Raw genomic sequence first — 13,165 nt, forward strand, 5'->3', positions numbered from 1 at the left:
TGGGGCGGTCCCGGGCAGGAGTATGTGTGTGAGTCGCGCGGAGCGATTGACGGCGCGCGATGCCGTCTTCGTCTATGACGAATTCGAGCGGCACCCGTCGAATATCGTCGCGGTGTACGCCTTCGATGCCACCGCGGCCGGAGCGTCGGCTACCGATGCCGCGACCGTGATCGCCTGGGTCCGAGCGCGTCTCGGGCATTTCCGGTTTTTCCAGCGGCGACTGGCGCGGGTGCCGGGAGACCTGGATCTGCCCTATTGGGTATGGGACGCGGACTTCGACATCCATCGGCACGTCTCGATGGAATCGGCTCGGGACTGGAGCGCGGTACGCGCCCGGATCGCCGAAATCGCCGCCACCCGAATGGATCTGACCCGGCCGCCGTGGCGGATTCACATCTTCGAATCGGTCACCGGATATCCGGGCAGGCCCGATGCGGCGGTGACGCTGGTCCTGCTCGGCTTCCATCACAGTGCCGGTGACGGTGTGGCGACCCGGGAACTCGAACTGAAGTTGTTCGACGGCAGCGCATTACCGACACCGATCGATTCCGGCGACGCCCGGGAATGGTCCGCCCGCCGGGCGCTCGCCCGCGCGGTGGTGACACAGCCGTACCGGTTGCTCCGGTTCGCCCTCGGATTGCGGAGCACCCGCGCCGTCCCGTCATCGGCCCCGGAACCGCTCGCCATGCGGCCCGCCACCCGGTTCAATCGAAAAGTGGATCCGCGCTTCGGATTCGATCTGGTGCGCATTCCCATGGCCGCCGTGCTGAAGGCCAAAGCCGCTGCCCCGGAGCGGATTACGGTCAACGATCTGGTGCTGACCGTGGTCGCCGGAGCGCTCGCCGCCTACCTGGACGAGCAGGGCGAGACACCCGCCGATTCGCTGGCCGCCATGGTGCCGCGCTCCATGCGCGGTCTCGCGCACTGGGATTCGGTGAATCAGCTCACCCAGATGTCGGTCGATCTGCATACCGATATCGCCGATCCGGTGCGGCGGCTGCGGGCCATCCGGGAATCGGTGCGGCGGGAGAAGGAACGCGGCGGCGATCCGGCGTATCTGCGGCGGCAGGAACGCGTGCAGACCTCCCCCGCGTGGCTGCTGCGGCTGGCCGGATGGGGCAGGGCGCAACGGCGATTCGATGATGTCGCGCAGGTGCCGCTGTCCAATACCACCGTCAGCAATGTGCCGCCGGTGGCGGAACGGCTGGCCTTCCTGGGTGCGCCGATGATCAGCGCGTTCGGTGCGCTGCCGATCATGGACGGTGACGGTCTGCGGCATCTGACCACCTCGCAGGGCGATGAGCTGATCATCAGTTTCAGCGCCGACACCACCATGCTGCCCGATACCGGGCACTACGGGGAATTACTGCTGCGCTCGTTCGACGAGCTCTGGCAGGCGCTCGAATCCCACCGGGACTGAACGGCTTACAGCCCCAGCGCCGGACCGAGCACCGGCCAGGACCGGTGCAGCTCGTCCTGCCAATAGCCCCAGGAGTGGGTGCCCGGCGCGTCGAGGTTGTAGGTGATGTCGTTGCGGCCCAGGGCATTCGTGCGTTCGGCGAGCCGGGCGGTGCAGTAGTTGGTTGCCGCCTCGATACCGCCGCCGACCATCATCTGATTGGCCAGGGTCTTGGTGTTCTGCCGCACGGTCGGATCGGCCAGCACATCGTGCGGGCCGGGCAGTCCGGTGCCGCTGGAGATGTACATGGGGATGCGCGGCAGCCGGTCGGCGTTCAGCAGCACATCGTGCGCGCGCCATTCCGGGCCGTTCAGCGGACCCCACATATTCTGGGCGCGACCGCCGCCGAGGCTGATGACGAAGTTGATGAACGACTGTCCCAGTGGATCACTGGTCATGGCGCAGCCGCTGTACGCGGCGACGGTGCGATACAGCTCGGGGGCCGCAATGGCCAGGTCGAGCACCGAGGTGCCCGCCATGGAGATGCCCGCCAGGCCGTTCACCCCATTGGTGCCGAAGGCGTGATCGATGACCGGCGGCAGTTCCTCGGTGAGGAAGGTGGCCCATTTGTTCCGGCCGTTGTTGCCGAGCAGCTTGCCCAGGCCGGGATCGTCCTGCTGCCAATCGGTGTAGTAGCTGAACGCGCCCTCCATCGGGACCACGATATTGACCTGTTTATCGGCGAAGAAGCCGTTCAGATCGGTTTGCGCGACCCAGCTCGCGGCGTCCTCGCCGCCGCCCGCGCCGTTCAGCAGATAGAGCGTGGGCGCAGGGGTCGCGGTGTCGACGGGCCGCAGCACCTGAAGTGCGATATCGCGGTCCATGGCCGGTGAGTAGACGGTGATCTGCAGCAGGCGTCCCGCGCCTGCGGTCTGCGATATCAGCCGGGCCGGAACGGCGGCCTGCGCCGGTGCCGGGGCCGGGCCGACGGGAGTCCACAGCAGCGCCGCGGCCAGCAGACTCAGCCCGAACGCGGTGTTCCGCAACCGCCGTGTACTCATGAAATCGCCTGTGCCCCTGTGCTATCGCCAAGGGGGCGCACCCGAATCGGTGCGCCCCCGTAATCGACTATCCGTAGGTCTTACTTGCCCGCGGCGGGGGTGCCGCCGCTCAGCGTGATCAGCGCGTTCACGATCGTGGTGCCCAGGCTGCCGATGCTGCCGCTGCCCTTACCGAGGACATCCCAGAGTGATCCCATGGTGTATCTCCTTGTCGTGCTTGTGATTTAGCGAATTCGTCGGCTACTTGCCGCGGAAAGCGGCGAGCGAGCCGAGGAAGGTGTCCAGCAGGCTGTCGCCCGCGACCGCGGAACCGAGAGCCGGAATTATGGAGCCGAGCAGATCGCTCAACGAACCCATCGTGAATCTCCTTGTACGCGTTCGTCGTTGCCCCGTGCGAACGGCGCCTGCCCGCAAAGAGAAACGTCCACGTTCATCAATGAACGTGACGCAGGCAACATAACAAGCGACCACTTTATGATCAAGACATCACGCGAAAAATTCTTCGCCACGCGCACTATCGATCAGGCGAATTTTCAGCAACCACAGCTGATTTGGGCACTCCCCCGAAAACAGTGGCTTCCGCTACCGCCGACCCCGTGCTATTCGGGCGCGCGGATCGTTTCCGTTCAGCAGCAACAGTCGGCGTGTCGAACGGCGTGTCGAAATCGGATCAGGCGCGGTGCCTGCCGAAACGCCGGGGCGGACGCGCCCCGTGGAAGCGCGCACCGCGCGGGGTCGGCGCGACCTGTTCGGTATAGGCCGATTCGAAGACCGCGGCCAGCGCCTCGGACGGACCGGTGGGAATGGCAGCCAGCCCGTAACCGCCTTCGCTGCGGGCCAATTCGTGCAGCAGCGTGGTCACCATACGCAGTCCGGCCGCCCCGCCCGGATCACCGAGCGCGATGGCCGCGCCGTGCACATTGAGCCGCTCGGCGGAATCGAATTCCCAGCCCTCGCGCTCCCAAAGCCGGTTCAGCGCAAGCACTTCCACCGCGCTGGTCTCGTCGATCTCCAGCAGATCCAGGGCTTCCAGACCGAAACCGCTGCGCCCCAAAGCTTTTTCGATGGCGGGAGCGGCGGCGGGCACGGCCTGATCGGGTTCACCGGTGGCGGCGGCCCAGCCGACCAGATAGCCGAGCGGTTCCAGGCCCAGATCGACGAGGCGGTCCTCGGCCACCACCAGGCAGGCCGAGGCGGCCAGGGTGCGGGTGCTGCTGTTGCCGACGGTGGTGACGCCGCCCGGCAGGAACGGTTCCAGCGCCGCGAAGGCGCGCGCGGACACATCGTCGCGCAGGCCCTCATCGCGGTCGACCAGTTGCACCACACCGGAATTCACATCACCGGCGATGGCGTTCACCACCACCGGCGCGGTCTCCTCACCGAAGATGCCCTGCCGCCGGGCGCGCGCGGCGCGGCGATGACTGGCCGCGGCGAACTCATCGGCCTCCAGCCGGGAAATCCCGTAGTGCTGCGCGAGCAGATCGGCGTACTTGGATTCCTGCGGACGGCGCACACCCTCGGCCGCGGCCCACACCGCCAGCTGTTCGCCGGTGTCGACACCCATGGCCACACCGCTACCCACGGCAACACCGTTCGGCGCGGGCGGTGCGACCCGCTGCGCACCGATGGGCCTGCCATTGCGCGGACCGGTCGGCAGCGGTCCCGCACCCAGCGGGCCCGGACCGACCGGTCCCCTGGGTTGCACCGGGGCGCAGGGGAATTCGGCGCCGAGGGCGAGCACCACATCCGCCGACCCGGTCTGCACCATCATGGCCGCGGTGATCAGCGCGCGCAGTCCCCCGCCCGGACCCGCGCCGAGCGGGAATTCGCCCACGGTGGGCGGCAATCCGGCCAGCGGGACGGCGGCGCGCACCGCGCGCTGATCCGGCACCGCGGTGACGAGTTGTTCGATGCGGTACGGGTCGATGCCCGACCGGCCCACCACCGCGCTGAGCACGGTGGAGATCAGCCGTTGCGGGGCGACCGCAGCGAGGGCGCCGCCCGGCAGACCGACCGGTGTGCGCATCGGCATGACGATTGCGGCTCTTCTCATCACAACAGCTCCTAACTCACTACAGGGCAAGGTCCCACAGTGTTGTTGCTGCTGTGTGACGGCTGAGATAGCCGTTTGTTCACCAATCAAACGACGGGCCGGGAAAATCGCGGATTGTGGCGCAAATCACGGGATCACGAATTCGCGGTACCGAGCTCGAGTGATAGCTGCCCTGTCGTAGGGTGCTCACCATCACATTCGATGCCGGAGGTAACGATGACGTTCCACGGGGTAGAGCAGCGAGGCATCCAGCAGTGAGCGCCGCACCAGTCAAGGGTCCTGAATCGAGCACAACCGGGGTATTCAGCAAGGGTCGTGCGGCCATCTCCGCGCGCACCCTGCGGACCGACAGCTGGTGGGTTCCACCGCTGGTCACCGTGCTGGGCCTCGGCACCTTCGTCATCTACGCCACCGTGAGATCGTTTGCGCGCGCGGCATATTGGGTGAACGACTACCACTATCTGACGCCGTTCTACTCACCGTGCCTGAGCGCGTCGTGCGTCGAGGGTTCGAGTCACCTCGGCACGCCGATCGGCCACCTGCCCATGTGGATTCCGCTGGGCTTCCTGGTGTTGCCGTTCCTGTTGCTGTTCCGGCTCACCTGCTACTACTACCGCAAGGCCTATTACCGCGCGGTGTGGTTCTCCCCGCCGGCCTGCGCCGTGGCCGAACCGCACGCCAAGTACACCGGCGAGACCAAGCTGCCGCTGATCATCCAGAACGCGCACCGCTACTTCTTCTTCGTGGCGGCCATCATCGCGGTGATCAACACCTATGACGCGGCTATCTCGTTCCACGGCAAGGACGGTGGCTTCGGCATCGGCCTGGGCACCATCATCATCACCGGGAACGCGCTGCTGCTGTGGGCGTACACGCTGTCCTGCCACTCCTGCCGGCATATCGCGGGCGGGCGGCTCAAGCACTTCTCCGCGCATCCGGTGCGCTACTGGTTCTGGACCAAGGTGTCCGCGCTGAACACCCGGCACATGCTGCTGGCCTGGACCACCCTCGGCACGCTCATCCTCACCGACTTCTACGTCATGTTGGTCGCGAGCGGCACCATCAGCGATCCGCGTCTCATCGGCTGAGCACGGTACGACTGATCCCAATCCTCAAGTCTGTCAGGAGTATTCGGTTCCATGCCTGAAGTCGAACGGCACAAGTACGACGTCGTGGTCATCGGTGCGGGCGGCGCCGGACTGCGCGCGGTGATCGAAGCCCGCGAGCACGGCCTCTCGGTGGCGGTGGTGTGCAAATCGCTGTTCGGCAAGGCGCACACCGTCATGGCCGAGGGCGGCTGCGCGGCCGCCATGGGCAATGCCAATGAGAAGGACAATTGGCAGACCCATTTCAAGGACACCATGCGCGGTGGCAAATTCCTCAACAACTGGCGGATGGCCGAACTGCACGCGCAGGAGGCCCCGGACCGGGTGTGGGAGCTGGAAACCTATGGGGCGCTGTTCGATCGGACCAAGGACGGCCGGATCAGCCAGCGCAATTTCGGCGGCCACACTTACCCGCGGCTCGCGCACGTCGGCGACCGCACCGGGCTCGAACTCATTCGCACCATGCAGCAGAAGATCGTCTCGCTGCAGCAGGAGGACTTCGCCGCCACCGGTGATTACGAGGCGCGCATCAAGGTCTTCGCCGAACTGACCATCACCGAACTGCTCAAGGACGGCGACAAGATCTCCGGCGCGTTCGGCTACTGGCGGGAATCGGGCCGGTTCGTGCTGTTCGAGACCCCGGCCGTGGTGCTGGCCACCGGCGGAATCGGCAAGTCCTACAAGGTGACATCCAATTCCTGGGAGTACACCGGGGACGGCCACGCCCTCGCACTGCGGGCGGGCGCGACGCTGATCAATATGGAGTTCCTGCAGTTCCACCCGACCGGCATGGTCTGGCCGCCGTCGGTGAAGGGCATCCTGGTCACCGAGGGTGTGCGCGGTGACGGTGGCGTGCTGAAGAACTCGGACGGCAAGCGCTTCATGTTCGACTACATCCCCGGAGTCTTCAAGGGGCAGTACGCCGAATCCGAGGAGGAGGCCGATCAGTGGTTGAAGGACAACGACTCCGCGCGCCGCACCCCTGATCTGCTCCCCCGCGACGAGGTGGCGCGCGCCATCAACGAAGAGGTCAAGGCGGGCCGCGGCACCGAGCACGGCGGTGTGTACCTCGACATTTCGTCCCGGCTGCCCGCCGCCGAGATCAAGAAGCGGCTGCCGTCCATGCATCACCAGTTCCTGGAACTGGCCGATGTCGACATCACCGCCGAGCCCATGGAAGTCGGCCCGACCTGCCACTACGTCATGGGCGGCATCGAGGTCGATCCCGATACCGGCGCGGCCACCGTGCCCGGATTGTTCGCCGCCGGTGAGTGTTCCGGCGGTATGCACGGCTCCAACCGGCTCGGCGGCAACTCGCTGTCGGATCTGCTGGTGTTCGGGCGGCGCGCCGGTCTGGGCGCGGCCACCTATGTGGAGCAGCTGGCCGGGCGGCCCAAGATCACCGATCAGGATATCGCGGCCGCCGCGAAAGCCGCTGTGGTGCCGTTCGATCCGCCCGCCGAGGGGCCGGGCGAGAACCCGTACACCATGCACCTGGACCTGCAGCAGACCATGAACGATCTGGTCGGCATCATCCGCAAGGAGGGTGAGCTGAAGCAGGCCATCGAGAAGCTGTCCGAACTGCGCGACCGCTACGACGGCGTCACCATCGAGGGGCACCGGCAGTTCAATCCGGGCTGGCATCTGGCGCTGGATCTGCGGAACATGCTGCTCATCAGCGAGTGCGTGGCGCAGGCGGCGTTGCTGCGCACCGAATCTCGCGGCGGGCACACCCGCGACGATCATCCGGGCATGGATCCGGTGTGGCGGAACAAGTTGCTGGTCTGCCGCATCGATCCGGACGAGATCGGTTTCTCGGTGCCGTCGGTGACCGTCACGCCCGAACAGCAGATACCCATGCGCACCGATCTGCTGCGTCTGTTCGAACTGAACGAACTCGAAAAGTATTACAGCACCGCCGATCTCGCGCCCGTGCGGGACGGCGACGCCGGAGAGGCGGAATAGCCATGGCTTACGACGCGAAGTTCAAGGTCTGGCGCGGCGATATCGAGGGCGGCGAGCTCCAGGACTTCACCGTCCAGGTGAACGAGGGCGAGGTCGTGCTCGATGTGATCCATCGCCTGCAGGCCACCCAGACACCGGATCTGGCGGTGCGCTGGAATTGCAAGGCGGGCAAGTGCGGATCGTGTTCGGCGGAGGTGAACGGGCGGCCGCGACTGCTGTGCATGACCCGCATGAACACCTTCACACCGGATGACGTCGTCACCGTGACGCCGCTGCGCACCTTCCCGGTGATCCGGGATCTGGTCACCGATGTGTCCTTCAATTACCGGAAGGCGCGGGAAATTCCGTCCTTCACTCCCCCGGTGGATCTGAAACCGGGCGACTACCGCATGCAGCAGCAGGATGTGGAGCGGTCGCAGGAATTCCGCAAGTGCATCGAATGCTTCCTGTGCCAGAACACCTGTCACGTCGTCCGTGATCATGAGGAGAACAAGGAAGCGTTCGCCGGGCCGCGCTATCTGATGCGGATCGCGGAACTCGAAATGCATCCTTTGGACGTGGCCGATCGGCGTGATCTCGCGCAGGACGAGGCCGGGCTCGGATTCTGCAATATCACCAAATGCTGTACCGAGGTGTGCCCGGAACACATCAAGATCACCGATAACGCGCTGATCCCGCTCAAGGAGCGGGTGGCCGATCACAAGTACGATCCGCTGGTCTGGCTGGGCAACAAGCTCTTCCGGCGCTGAGACCGCAGACTGCCCGTCGTTCCACGGAACGGCGGGCAGTTTTTTTACGGTATGGCGGAAGGGATCACAGCATCGCGACGACGCCCAGCGCCACCGCGCCGACCAGCAGCCCCACGGCCACCGCCGATACCAATGCTCCGGTGAGTACGTATATGCCCATCGCCGATACCGCGAAGAGCATCCCTACGATCAGCCGTTCCATCCAGTCATCGGGACCTACTTTGCGGTACCGGGGTCGGGAATTCTTCAGCCCTCGGTCCACGAATACTTGGATACCCAACTTTAGCCGTCGCAAACATGTTTTCGATATGCAACGGCTGCCGTTTCGTGATCTTGGGAGGGCCGGGCGATGAACAGGAAGTTCATCGCCCGGCGACCGTTATCAATCGCGCACGATCAATTCCGTGAACGAATCCCATTCCCGCGCACCGAACACCAGGGCGGGGCCGCCGGGATTCTTGCTGTCCCGCACCCCCACCTGTCCACCGGTCAGGAACGCCACCTCGACGCACTCCTTACCGGCCCCGCTGCGGCTGCTCTTGAACCAGCGCGCACCAGCCAGATCCCGCACACTCATGCCGAATACTCCTTCGCCACCTGCCGCAGCAGGTTTCTGCTGTCCTGGACCTCCAGCGCGCAGCGTTCCAGGCATCCCTGCGCCCGGCGATAGCGCTGAACATCGCCCTGTCTTTCGAGATACAGATCGCCGGTGAACCCCTCCACGTACACCACCGGGGGTTCCACCGGCTGCCCTTTGCCATCTGTCCCGAACTCGAGAATCACGAATGGACCGGTCGAAAGTCCCAGGGGGACACCGGCATCAAAGGGCAGGATGCGCAGTGCGACATTGGGTCTGGTGCTCACCTCCGCCAGGTGCCGCGCCTGCGCCGCCATCACCCTTGCACCTCCCACCGACCGGCGCAATACCGATTCGTGCAACACCATGGCGACCGTCGCCGGATGCATGCGGCGGGTGATCAGCGCCTGCCGCTGCAACCGCAGCTGGACGCGTCGATTCACCTCTGCCGCAGACTCTTCCGGATATCCGAGGGTGTTCAGGGCCCTTGCGTAATCGGCGATCTGCAGCAGTCCGGGCACCAATTCCGATTGGTAGCAGGACAACTGCTGCGCGGATGCTTCCAGGCCGACGTAGACGTCGAAGTTCTCCGGGATGAGGTCGCCGTAGGAGTGCCACCAGCTCTTCACCGCGGCCTGCTGCGCCAAACCCTTGAGCCCCTCGGCGATTTCGGCCGGGATGCCGTAGATGCGGCACAGCTCGTGGATGTCGATGGTGCGGATGCGATCGGCATTGCCCTTCTCCAGCCGTTGCAGCGTGCTCGCGCCCCATTCCATGAGTTTGGCGGCCTCGGCGATGGTCAATCCCGCCTGTATCCGCCAATCCCGTAAATAGCGCCCGAGCTGGCGGCGGGGCAGGGTCGATGACGCAGGGCTCTCTGACACAGCGCGCTCCGTTCTCGGTCGCGGGCACGAGCGGGGCGGCGGCACGACGATGCCGGAGGGCTGGCGGCACGATAGTGTTGCGGCACACCGGCTCCCGCCCGGACGCACTTCTCATCGGCTGGGGGCTTCGTCCACTATGGAGAATCTTCCTCCCCCGGTTGGATTCACTGCTGGGAATTCGCGCAATTTTGCGTTCTCATCTTCGAAAATCACCCGCCGGGCGGCTGCTCATGGTGTGCTGGATATGTGCCCGGGGCGGTGTTGCCAGTCCCCTTTCGTTTCCTGAATGCTCCGGGCACTTCAGGAATTCCATGCGGAACGAGGAGTCATGGCCGAAGCAGTCACCCCCTACCACCTCTCTCTTGCGGAGGTCGGATCATGCAACTGACCGCCCTCAATATGCATGTAGCCGGATTGCTGCGGTGTCGCAGGGATCCGGGTGTCATGAGCGCCGAACAGGCCCACGCCGCAATGCAATTGCACCTCGATTGCACGGTTCAGACCTGCAAGGTGCGGCGCCGCGCCCGCGCGACGCTGGTGGACGAGGGGCGCTGCGTCCTCGACGAGCGCGCCCTGCCATGACAAACGGCGCCGACCGGTATGAGCGCGCGGTCTTTCGCGCACTGTGGTGGATGCTCGATCGCCGCCGCGCGTTCATCCGCCGGCGCCGCGTCCAAGGGCCGGGGAAGGCCCCTGGCCGCCAGAACAGCTGCCGCACCGCCTTTCGATAGCCGTCGCACCTTCCAACCTCCTGGGTGCGCCGGCCAACCCCCGCCGCGTTGCGTCAGCGCGGTTCGGCCCGCCCGTCCGGCAGACGGCAGGCGGGCCGAACCGCATCCCACCACGGCTCCCACCTGTGAGTACACTGCCTCCTGGCTCGTTTGCGGAGACACCGGCCCGGTGTGCCGTCTAGGCTTGACTCAGAGACTTGTGTACGAACGCAAGGGAGCAGATGACCACCATCGCGGAGACAGTTCGATCGTCGCCCGTGTACCGGGTGCCGGAGCGGGCGGACCTGCCCGACATCCAGATCATCGATGCGGCGGCCTTCCGCGACCGCTATCCGTATTTCGTGCTCCGCCAACTGCTGGACGCGCACAGTTCCGGTTGCGTCGTCGCCGTCGAACTCGGTGACGACGGCGAGGAGAAGGTCGTCGGCTACGCCCTGACCATCGGCGAGGGTGGCCGCGCCTGGCTGATCAGCCTGGCCGTCTCCCCCGATGCCCGGGGTCACGGCTACGGCCGGGGGCTGCTCCAGCACACCGTCGACGTCTGCCGCGAAAAGGGCGATGTGGACGAGGTATTGCTGACCGTCGACCCCAAGAATCAGCCCGCCTACAACCTGTTCAAGGATTTCGGCTTCGTACTGCACGAGCGCGATGAACGGTATTTCGGCGATGACGAGCCCCGCGATGTGCTGATCTACAAGGTGCACCGGGTACCCGATCCGTTACCCGCCCTGCTGCCCTGAAACGGTTACCCTGGAACCTGATTGGCGGTTCGCAGTTGGGGGAGTAACCGAATGCCGACGACTGATGAGCGGTGGGGGCGGCTGAATTCGGTCATCGAGAACATCGATGACCGCGCGGCCAGGCACACCGAGAAACTCGATGCGACGAGCGCCGCCGATCTCTCGAAACCCACTGCGCTGGACGACTTCCACGGCCGCGTCGAGGCGCTGATCGACAGATCCGAACTGCTGAGCCTGGGCCGCCGCGGTAATCGGCTGATGTTCGTGACGCTGTACGAGCGGGCACCGCAATTGGCCCCGGGCACCGAAGCCTGGCGTGCGCCGCTGCTGGCTGGACTGCTCGCCGCCGAGATCGAATTCCGCGGTCCGCTGCGCCTGAGTCAGACCCAGAACATGCTGCTCGCAGCGGAATTCGAGACGTTGGCGGCGGAACTGCGCAAGGCCGGACTGCCCGCGCACGCGGTGCTGGCCTGGCGGCGGGCGGTCGCACTGCATCGCCTCACCGAGGATGTGCAGGCCGAGGACCGCTGCGGACTCGAGCTGGCTCGGGCGCGCCGTCGCGCCACCGCATCGGTCTGGCGGCGGATACCGGGCGCCATCTCGGATCTGTTGTGCGGCTACGGATATCGGCCGTTCTGGCTGCTCGGCTGGGTGGCCGTGCAACTGGTGGTGTTCTCGCTGCTCGGCCTGCTCTGGCGGGGAACGGTATCGCGGGGCGATGTCGTCTACCTGTGCACCGTCGGCTTCCTCAATCCGCTCGATCCGGGCAATACCAAGGATATGGCCCCGCCCGCGGAGGCGCTGTTCGCGATCGAGGCGTGGCTGGGCGTGGTGTCGATGTCGGTGTTCTTCGCCCTGCTCGTCCGAAAGTGGTTCCGGCTCTAGCTCTTTCAGCGATAGTCGAGTCCGCCGCGCGCGGCGTAGTACGTCGCCACCCCGATGCGATGCTCGAGCTGTGCGACCTTGGTGTCCCACTGCCGCGAGAATCCCGCATCGGACTGCAGATTCCGCCACAGCGCCCGCATGCTGTCCGGGACGTGCGCACCCGGCATCCACAGGTGCGCGAGATGTTCGAGCACCGGGGCCAGCACTTCGACCTGCCGGTCGTACCCGCCGCCGAATCCGTCCGCGGCCAGCACTTTCGCATTGATGACGGTCAGCAGCCAGTCGTGCGCCGCGACGTCCTGGCAGAAGCGCAGTGCGGCGGGCAGATCCTCGGCGTGCTGCACGGTGACGGTCACGGACCGCGGGCGCTCGTCATCGCCGACGCGGAAGAACACCGAGGTGCCCCGTTCCCGGCCCATCCGGGCCGTCCAGCGCAGCCGGGTGATCGGCGCGAGCAGTGGTGGATTCTGGTCCAGCAGCGGCGATTTGCGCAATTCATCCAACTGCCGGGCGCAGACGGACGCGATATCCAGGATGCCGGGACCCGAGGCGGCGAGGTACGCGTCGGTCAATTGCTGATCGGCGCCCTCGCGATCGGGCAGCGTACCGATCACCTCCACCGTTCCGACCCGGCCGACGTAGTGCGACCAGGACCGGCGTTGCTGCTGCGGGGCGCGCACCACCGTGACGTGCGAGGACATCTGCGCCAGCCGCCCGCCGACCAGGACGGCCGTAGAGGCGACGGTACCCACGATGCGCGCCTTCGCCGCATCGCCCCGGGACAGATGACAATCCACCCCGACCGCGCGCGGCGGCGAAAAGGCAAGCGGCCCCGGCCTTTCCCGGCGGCTGACCGACGCGCCCGGGACCAGCGCCAGGAATTCCTCGGTGCCCTGACCGTCGAGTGCGGTGGAATGCGGCAGCAGACAGGTGCGGATCTCGCCCAGCGCCGCCAGCGGCGCCTGTGACACCCGGCGGCCGCGCGCGGGCGCGGAACGCGTATTCGCCGTCATGA

The 13,165-nt window shown here is 66.1% G+C and carries 13 protein-coding genes; 7 read left to right on the forward strand and 6 right to left on the reverse strand.

Annotated elements, in window-relative coordinates; genetic code table 11:
• Positions 1 to 28: 28 nt before the first annotated feature.
• Positions 29 to 1,420 carry a wax ester/triacylglycerol synthase family O-acyltransferase gene (locus ACFC0O_RS23870; RefSeq protein WP_375961336.1) on the forward strand — a complete coding sequence of 464 codons (1,392 nt, stop codon included), beginning with the start codon at positions 29 to 31 and terminating at the stop codon, positions 1,418 to 1,420.
• A gap of 5 nt (positions 1,421 to 1,425) precedes the next feature.
• Here ACFC0O_RS23870 and ACFC0O_RS23875 read toward each other — a convergent pair whose 3' ends face one another.
• On the reverse strand, positions 1,426 to 2,460 hold the full coding sequence (locus tag ACFC0O_RS23875) for an alpha/beta hydrolase (RefSeq protein WP_375961339.1): 1,035 nt from the start codon (positions 2,458 to 2,460) through the stop codon (positions 1,426 to 1,428).
• A gap of 670 nt (positions 2,461 to 3,130) precedes the next feature.
• Positions 3,131 to 4,513 (reverse strand): acetyl-CoA acetyltransferase, encoded by a 1,383-nt coding sequence (locus tag ACFC0O_RS23880; RefSeq protein ID WP_375961342.1) that lies wholly within the window; start codon positions 4,511 to 4,513, stop codon positions 3,131 to 3,133.
• 254 nt (positions 4,514 to 4,767) lie between these two features.
• Here ACFC0O_RS23880 and ACFC0O_RS23885 point away from each other — a divergent pair, with 254 nt between their 5' ends.
• From ACFC0O_RS23885 to ACFC0O_RS23895, 3 genes are read left to right on the forward strand one after another with little or no spacing between them, the layout of a single operon-like run.
• Entirely contained in the window at positions 4,768 to 5,601 is an 834-nt protein-coding gene (locus ACFC0O_RS23885) for a hypothetical protein (protein WP_364636645.1), read from the forward strand.
• A 51-nt stretch (positions 5,602 to 5,652) separates the two neighbouring features.
• Entirely contained in the window at positions 5,653 to 7,584 is a 1,932-nt protein-coding gene (locus tag ACFC0O_RS23890) for a fumarate reductase/succinate dehydrogenase flavoprotein subunit (protein ID WP_375961345.1), read from the forward strand.
• 2 nt (positions 7,585 to 7,586) lie between these two features.
• Positions 7,587 to 8,333 carry a succinate dehydrogenase/fumarate reductase iron-sulfur subunit gene (locus tag ACFC0O_RS23895; RefSeq protein WP_375961347.1) on the forward strand — a complete coding sequence of 249 codons (747 nt, stop codon included), beginning with the start codon at positions 7,587 to 7,589 and terminating at the stop codon, positions 8,331 to 8,333.
• A 64-nt stretch (positions 8,334 to 8,397) separates the two neighbouring features.
• Here ACFC0O_RS23895 and ACFC0O_RS23900 read toward each other — a convergent pair whose 3' ends face one another.
• From ACFC0O_RS23900 to ACFC0O_RS23910, 3 genes are all read right to left on the reverse strand, one after another.
• Entirely contained in the window at positions 8,398 to 8,535 is a 138-nt protein-coding gene (locus ACFC0O_RS23900; protein WP_364636651.1) for a hypothetical protein, read from the reverse strand.
• A 180-nt stretch (positions 8,536 to 8,715) separates the two neighbouring features.
• A complete protein-coding gene (locus tag ACFC0O_RS23905) occupies positions 8,716 to 8,910 on the reverse strand; it encodes a DUF397 domain-containing protein (protein WP_364636653.1) in 195 nt (64 codons plus the stop codon).
• Entirely contained in the window at positions 8,907 to 9,794 is an 888-nt protein-coding gene (locus tag ACFC0O_RS23910) for a helix-turn-helix domain-containing protein (RefSeq protein ID WP_375961350.1), read from the reverse strand. The genes ACFC0O_RS23905 and ACFC0O_RS23910 overlap by 4 nt, the downstream gene beginning before the upstream one ends.
• 378 nt (positions 9,795 to 10,172) lie before the next feature.
• Here ACFC0O_RS23910 and ACFC0O_RS23915 point away from each other — a divergent pair, with 378 nt between their 5' ends.
• The 3 genes from ACFC0O_RS23915 (at position 10,173) to ACFC0O_RS23925 (ending at position 12,150) form a co-directional block, all read left to right on the forward strand.
• Positions 10,173 to 10,376, forward strand: coding sequence for a hypothetical protein (locus ACFC0O_RS23915; RefSeq protein WP_364636657.1), 204 nt, complete (start codon positions 10,173 to 10,175; stop codon positions 10,374 to 10,376).
• A 370-nt stretch (positions 10,377 to 10,746) separates the two neighbouring features.
• Entirely contained in the window at positions 10,747 to 11,265 is a 519-nt protein-coding gene (locus tag ACFC0O_RS23920; protein WP_375961354.1) for a GNAT family N-acetyltransferase, read from the forward strand.
• A 51-nt stretch (positions 11,266 to 11,316) separates the two neighbouring features.
• Positions 11,317 to 12,150 carry a hypothetical protein gene (locus ACFC0O_RS23925; RefSeq protein WP_375961356.1) on the forward strand — a complete coding sequence of 278 codons (834 nt, stop codon included), beginning with the start codon at positions 11,317 to 11,319 and terminating at the stop codon, positions 12,148 to 12,150.
• Between the two features lie 5 nt (positions 12,151 to 12,155).
• Here the strand turns inward: ACFC0O_RS23925 and ACFC0O_RS23930 are convergent, their stop codons facing one another.
• Entirely contained in the window at positions 12,156 to 13,163 is a 1,008-nt protein-coding gene (locus tag ACFC0O_RS23930) for an SCO2521 family protein (protein WP_375961359.1), read from the reverse strand.
• Positions 13,164 to 13,165 lie beyond the last annotated feature (2 nt).

Source organism: Nocardia sp. NPDC056100 (assembly GCF_042266325.1).
GTDB lineage: Bacteria > Actinomycetota > Actinomycetes > Mycobacteriales > Mycobacteriaceae > Nocardia.

Bases quoted from the DNA above. Each gene is read 5' to 3' on its own strand.
- ACFC0O_RS23875 (WP_375961339.1), bottom strand. From the start codon at position 2,460: ATGAGTACACGGCGGTTGCGGAACACCGCGTTCGGGCTGAGTCTGCTG.
- ACFC0O_RS23880 (WP_375961342.1), bottom strand. From the start codon at position 4,513: ATGAGAAGAGCCGCAATCGTCATGCCGATGCGCACACCGGTCGGTCTG.
- ACFC0O_RS23890 (WP_375961345.1), top strand. From the start codon at position 5,653: ATGCCTGAAGTCGAACGGCACAAGTACGACGTCGTGGTCATCGGTGCG.
- ACFC0O_RS23895 (WP_375961347.1), top strand. From the start codon at position 7,587: ATGGCTTACGACGCGAAGTTCAAGGTCTGGCGCGGCGATATCGAGGGC.
- ACFC0O_RS23900 (WP_364636651.1), bottom strand. From the start codon at position 8,535: ATGGAACGGCTGATCGTAGGGATGCTCTTCGCGGTATCGGCGATGGGC.
- ACFC0O_RS23905 (WP_364636653.1), bottom strand. From the start codon at position 8,910: ATGAGTGTGCGGGATCTGGCTGGTGCGCGCTGGTTCAAGAGCAGCCGC.
- ACFC0O_RS23915 (WP_364636657.1), top strand. From the start codon at position 10,173: ATGCAACTGACCGCCCTCAATATGCATGTAGCCGGATTGCTGCGGTGT.
- ACFC0O_RS23920 (WP_375961354.1), top strand. From the start codon at position 10,747: ATGACCACCATCGCGGAGACAGTTCGATCGTCGCCCGTGTACCGGGTG.
- ACFC0O_RS23925 (WP_375961356.1), top strand. From the start codon at position 11,317: ATGCCGACGACTGATGAGCGGTGGGGGCGGCTGAATTCGGTCATCGAG.
- ACFC0O_RS23930 (WP_375961359.1), bottom strand. From the start codon at position 13,163: ATGACGGCGAATACGCGTTCCGCGCCCGCGCGCGGCCGCCGGGTGTCA.